At 43.2% G+C, this 5,094-nt stretch carries 6 protein-coding genes and 1 pseudogene; 5 read left to right on the forward strand and 2 right to left on the reverse strand.

All coding sequences use genetic code 11. From position 1 onward, the window contains the following. Nucleotides 1-169: 169 nt before the first annotated feature. Entirely contained in the window at nucleotides 170-280 is a 111-nt protein-coding gene (locus NWP22_RS09855) for a zinc ribbon domain-containing protein (RefSeq protein WP_271730910.1), read from the forward strand. Between the two features lie 141 nt (nucleotides 281-421). Here the strand turns inward: NWP22_RS09855 and NWP22_RS09860 are convergent, their stop codons facing one another. Beyond that, nucleotides 422-1,609 carry an AbrB family transcriptional regulator gene (locus tag NWP22_RS09860; protein WP_280801815.1) on the reverse strand — a complete coding sequence of 396 codons (1,188 nt, stop codon included), beginning with the start codon at nucleotides 1,607-1,609 and terminating at the stop codon, nucleotides 422-424. A gap of 213 nt (nucleotides 1,610-1,822) precedes the next feature. On the opposite strand from NWP22_RS09860, the gene bchI reads away from it, so the two are divergent. From bchI to rpmA, 3 genes are all read left to right on the forward strand, one after another. Further along, nucleotides 1,823-2,947, forward strand: a complete 1,125-nt coding sequence (gene bchI / locus NWP22_RS09865; RefSeq protein ID WP_271730908.1) for a magnesium chelatase ATPase subunit I — start codon at nucleotides 1,823-1,825, stop codon at nucleotides 2,945-2,947. 234 nt (nucleotides 2,948-3,181) lie between these two features. Beyond that, nucleotides 3,182-3,577 carry a 50S ribosomal protein L21 gene (gene rplU / locus NWP22_RS09870; protein ID WP_271730907.1) on the forward strand — a complete coding sequence of 132 codons (396 nt, stop codon included), beginning with the start codon at nucleotides 3,182-3,184 and terminating at the stop codon, nucleotides 3,575-3,577. 27 nt (nucleotides 3,578-3,604) lie between these two features. Next, nucleotides 3,605-3,886 carry a 50S ribosomal protein L27 gene (gene rpmA, locus NWP22_RS09875; RefSeq protein WP_271730906.1) on the forward strand — a complete coding sequence of 94 codons (282 nt, stop codon included), beginning with the start codon at nucleotides 3,605-3,607 and terminating at the stop codon, nucleotides 3,884-3,886. A gap of 37 nt (nucleotides 3,887-3,923) precedes the next feature. On the opposite strand, the gene NWP22_RS09880 is transcribed toward rpmA, so the two are convergent. After that, entirely contained in the window at nucleotides 3,924-4,388 is a 465-nt protein-coding gene (locus NWP22_RS09880; RefSeq protein WP_271730905.1) for a hypothetical protein, read from the reverse strand. Nucleotides 4,389-4,559: 171 nt separating this feature from the next. Here NWP22_RS09880 and NWP22_RS09885 point away from each other — a divergent pair. Beyond that, nucleotides 4,560-5,094 (forward strand): annotated as a pseudogene (locus tag NWP22_RS09885) (transposase); the annotation flags it as partial.

Raw genomic sequence — 5,094 nt, forward strand, 5'->3', positions numbered from 1 at the left:
CAGGGAACAGGGAACACACCGAACAGAGATTAAGAAGGAATATTCAGGCATTTTCTTCAATAACCAACATTATTTCCCTTATACGGTAAGCCTTTTCGGATTTTATCAAAACAATTTAGCATATTAGGTACTGAAGAACCAGAAATCATCACTGTCATTATCTCAAAGAGTGTTTAAATGTGATAGTTGTGGCTTTGAAAGTGATAGAGATTTAAACGCGGCGATTAATTTAAAAAAAAGAAGCGGTCAGATTGATCGTGTTAGCCTGTGGACTAGATAGTGCCGACACTGCTAGGGTGAAACACCGAAGAAAAAGCCAACTTTTGTTAGCATTAGTTAGCTTTTTTGGATCGGATGAACGAGTTTTGACCCATTGATGAGCATCTAATTCTTGGTGATTAGTCATGGAAACATTGGGGGATTAAACTGACTCAGAAAGTTGGGTATCAAGACGGCGAAACAAAAAGATCCACAGGGGTAGGGAACTATTAATAGCAATCAGTCGGATTAAATGGCCAGTGGTGACAATTTCGACATCATGATTTAATGTCAGGGATACCAGGATCATTTCTGGCGCTCCTCCTGGTGCGGTAACCAGTAGACAAGTTAACCAGTCCCAAGAAGTTAACTGCATGGCCAGCATAGCAGCGATCGCACCAGCAGCTAGAGTCATAGCCACAGACATAAAACCGTAACTAATGGCTCTTGTGCCAATATTAGGTTTCTTTCCCCAATATTCACCAATGGTAATTCCCAGAAGCATTTGGCCTAATAATTTTATCAACCCGGGGGGATTAAAAGTCACATCAGCCAAAACAGGTATGCAGTGGAGCAAAGGATTAAACCCCAGACCAACTAATAATGCACCAAAAAACTCAGCAGCGGGGAGTTTACATAAACCAGCCAGATAAACTACCAACGCCGTAATTAGCAGCGCCAAACAGAGGAAGCCTAATTGAGACGGGTCAAAATTTACTACTGTATTTTTCACAGGTAAAGTTTCAGCCTGGAGAACATCAGCAACAGATGACCGTGCAATGAATGGAATCAGTAATACAACCGATGTAACACGAATAGCCTGAACCAAAGCTACAAGGGTGACATTACGATTATAATCCGCAGCAATAGATGACATAACTCCCACACCACCGGGAACCGTCGCCAACATAGAGGTTAATAAATTGGTTTGACTCAAGCGAGAGTAGATGTAGCCAATGCAGATACCACAAACTATTAAGAACAAAGTCAGAAAAATAAATACAGGAATCCCAGAAGCCAAACCCGTTAAATCGCTACCACTACTTGAAGCACCCACAGTTAAGCCCACAAGTGCCATTCCCACCTTGCGGGCCCGGCGATTAGGACTGGGATTATACTGATATACAATCCGACATATTTGTAAAACCATAGCACCCGAGGCTAGTCCCCCAAATATCCAAGCAATTCCGCCCACGTGTAATTTGACTAAGACTAAACCCAGGGGTATTGCTAGTAGCAGTTCTAGAGTAAAGATAATCAATGGCTTCACAGATAACTGTAGTGGGGAAAAACTGTGATTTTTATGAGTGGGGAACTCTTGGGTGGAAGTTAAATTAAGGTTTTGATTCATCGACCGGGGCTATTTAAATTAAATTAACTATGTACTTAAATTAACGCGCTCGACTGTGAACTCACATCTAAATAAATTTGAGTTAAATTTCCATGCAGTGTTACTACCTCAGAGGCTGATTTGAAATTACCAACCTGCTGTAGTCGCTTCTTCACCTCCTAACTGTGGCACAATAGAGAACGGTAATAAGAAAAATATTGTTAAGGTAATTTAGTGACTCCAACTGCTCAATCCACGGCCAGTGCGCGTCGCGTGGTATTCCCATTTACAGCAATTGTGGGCCAGGAAGAAATGAAACTGGCGCTGCTGTTGAACGTGATTGATCCCAAAATCGGTGGTGTAATGATTATGGGCGATCGCGGCACCGGTAAATCCACGACTATCCGGGCCCTGGCGGATTTATTGCCAGAAATCCCAGTTGTGGCCAATGACCCCTTCAATAGTGACCCCAAAGACCCCGACGTGATGAGCGATGAAGTTCGCCAGATGGTGGAACAGGGGGCGGAAATACCCGTGACTCATAAAAAAGTTCAAATGGTAGACCTACCATTGGGAGCTACAGAAGACCGAGTTTGTGGTACCATCGACATTGAGAAAGCTTTATCTGAAGGTGTGAAAGCCTTTGAACCGGGATTGCTAGCCAAGGCTAACCGAGGTATTCTCTATGTGGATGAAGTCAATTTGCTAGATGACCACCTAGTAGACGTGTTACTCGACTCTGCTGCTAGTGGGTGGAACACTGTAGAACGGGAAGGAATTTCTATTCGCCACCCAGCCCGGTTTGTGCTGGTAGGTTCTGGGAACCCCGAGGAAGGTGAATTACGCCCCCAGCTGTTAGACCGCTTTGGAATGCACGCAGAAATTCACACCGTCAAAGAACCTGCTTTACGGGTGCAGATTGTGGAACAAAGGGCGGAATTTGACCAAAATCCGCCTGAATTTCTGCAAAAATATCAATCTGAACAGGAAGCATTACAAGAAAAAATTGTCAATGCTCAGAATTTGTTACCCCAAGTCACACTTGACTACGAGCAGCGGGTGAAAATTTCCGAAATTTGTTCAGAACTAGATGTTGATGGTTTGCGTGGTGATATTGTTACCAACCGCGCCGCCAAAGCATTAACCGCTTTTGAAGGTCGGACAGAAGTCACTCTTGATGATATCAAACGTGTAATTACTTTATGTCTGCGTCATAGACTCCGCAAAGACCCCTTAGAGTCCATTGATTCTGGCTACAAAGTAGAAAAGGCTTTTGGGCGTGTCTTTGGTGTGGAATTACCCGCAGACGACCCAGCACAAAAAAATGGTGTCGGTCAAAAGTTAGGGGCGAGAAATTAACAAATTCCCCTGTTGAGTTTTGAACTGGTTGTTCAAAACTCAACACCTTATAGTAATATTTAAAACTCAACTAAACCCCTCAATCACAGTTGACATAAGCAGATTAATATAAGTATAGTGATGGATTGTCTGTCTTATTCCTGCTCGGATCAGGTAGACATACACAAAAGCTAGCAACAGCGAGCGATCGCCTTTAAAGCCAGCTACCTGTACGGCAACTTCAAGGACAATTTCATGACCTACGCAATTATTGAAACTGGCGGCAAGCAACTAAAAGTTGAACCTGGTCGCTTTTACGATATTGAACTGCTCCATATCGAAGCCGACGAAAAAGTTACAATAGATTCAGTATTACTAGTGCAGCATGACGGCGAAGTCACCATAGGACAGCCGTTAGTAACAGGGGCGACGGTAGAAGGAACAATTCTCAGGAATCTGAGAGGCCGCAAAGTCATAGTTTATAAAATGAAGCCGAAAAAGAAAACCCGCAAAAAACGCGGACATCGGCAAGAAATTACTAGACTGATGATTGATTCCATCACCCTGAATGGCGCGGTATTTACTGCTCCAGAAGAGGTATCAGACGATACGAATACCGATAATTCCCCTGTAGAAGCTGTAGCTGAATAATAAAGAAAGAAAACACAAGAGGTAATTATGGCTCATAAGAAAGGAACAGGTAGTACTCGTAACGGACGCGACTCTAATGCTCAACGCTTGGGAGTCAAGCGCTACGGTGGTCAAACCGTACTAGCGGGAAACATTCTCGTACGTCAACGGGGAACCAAATTTCACCCCGGTAACAATGTTGGTATTGGTAGCGATGACACCTTGTTTGCCTTAATTGATGGTTTAGTAGCCTTTGAGAGAAAAGGTAAAGCCCGCAAAAAAGTTAGTGTTTATCCAGTTGCAACCCCAGGGGAGACAGCTACCGTTTAGATGTGCGTGGGTGGGTAATCCCCACCCTCTCCAACCACTACACATACCCTGAAGATACGAAGTGTAGTAAGTGACCGCAACCTAACCCCCCTAATGAAAAGAGCAAGATAATTAAAAAAGCTTGTAATTGTGTGATACCAGCAGTTTGACAGTCAATTCTCGCCAAGATACCCGCACAAATAATCAGCAACATATCCAGAAATATACCGAACCAAGCTAGCATCAGAAAAAACAAGAAAGCGCCAAGAGTGGCAACAGTAAAAGACCTGAGATTTGAGCTAACTAATAGACTAGAATATTTTGAGATTACCGACACAGAAACAGTTAAGCTCGCCACTAAAACTAAAATAGCTAATATAAGTAATATCCACAGATAAAGAGGGGCATTATTATCTGATAATACCCAACCCAATGTACTGTAACTCAGTGAGACGAGTACTAAAGAAATCCAAGGTAGTGTTTTCAAACTAACATTCAATCTAAGACGGGTTGGCCTAGCCATTATAGAATCATTAATTCGGTGATTAAATCCATACAAACATCCTTGAATTTGCGCGTTCCAGTCGTGATGTTCTCCAGTGCGATATCCGCAAACATAGCAACCGCCAAGGTAATTTAAGCATAAACTATAAGTAGTCCCTTTTCATGTGAAGCGATCGCTTGCTACAGGTATATGCCCAAGCCGTACAGTTACGACCTTCGTCAAAAAGTAATCCAAGGGATTGAACTCAATGGCTTGAAGAAAACTCAAGCCAGTCAAATGTTTAATATTAGTCGCAACACCATCACCCTATGGTTGAAGCGAAAAACCGATGGGAAAAATTTCGTGAGTTTGCTTCGGTACATAGCGATAAAACCCAAGTAGAGATGGCCTGACTTTGGCCTGAAGAAATTAGCGATCGCACAATCTCAAGAGCTTTGAAAAAAATTGGTTTTACGCGAAAAAAAAGACTTATGGCTACCGTGAGCGCGATGAGGTCAAACGACAGGCTTTCGTAACGCAGTTGTCCAAGTTACCTGTGGAGAAGATTGTATACCTCGATGAGTCAGGAATGGACAACCCAGAGCAGTATGATTACGGTTGGAACTCAAAAGGACAGCGCTTCCATGCACTTAAATCAGGTCGTCGTGAAGGTCGGGTGAACATAATTGCCGCGCTGTGTAACCATCAGCTGATAGCTCCTTTCACTGTTGAGGGTGCGTGTAAT

The organism is Anabaenopsis tanganyikae CS-531, from assembly GCF_029891675.1.
Lineage (GTDB): Bacteria > Cyanobacteriota > Cyanobacteriia > Cyanobacteriales > Nostocaceae > Anabaenopsis > Anabaenopsis arnoldii.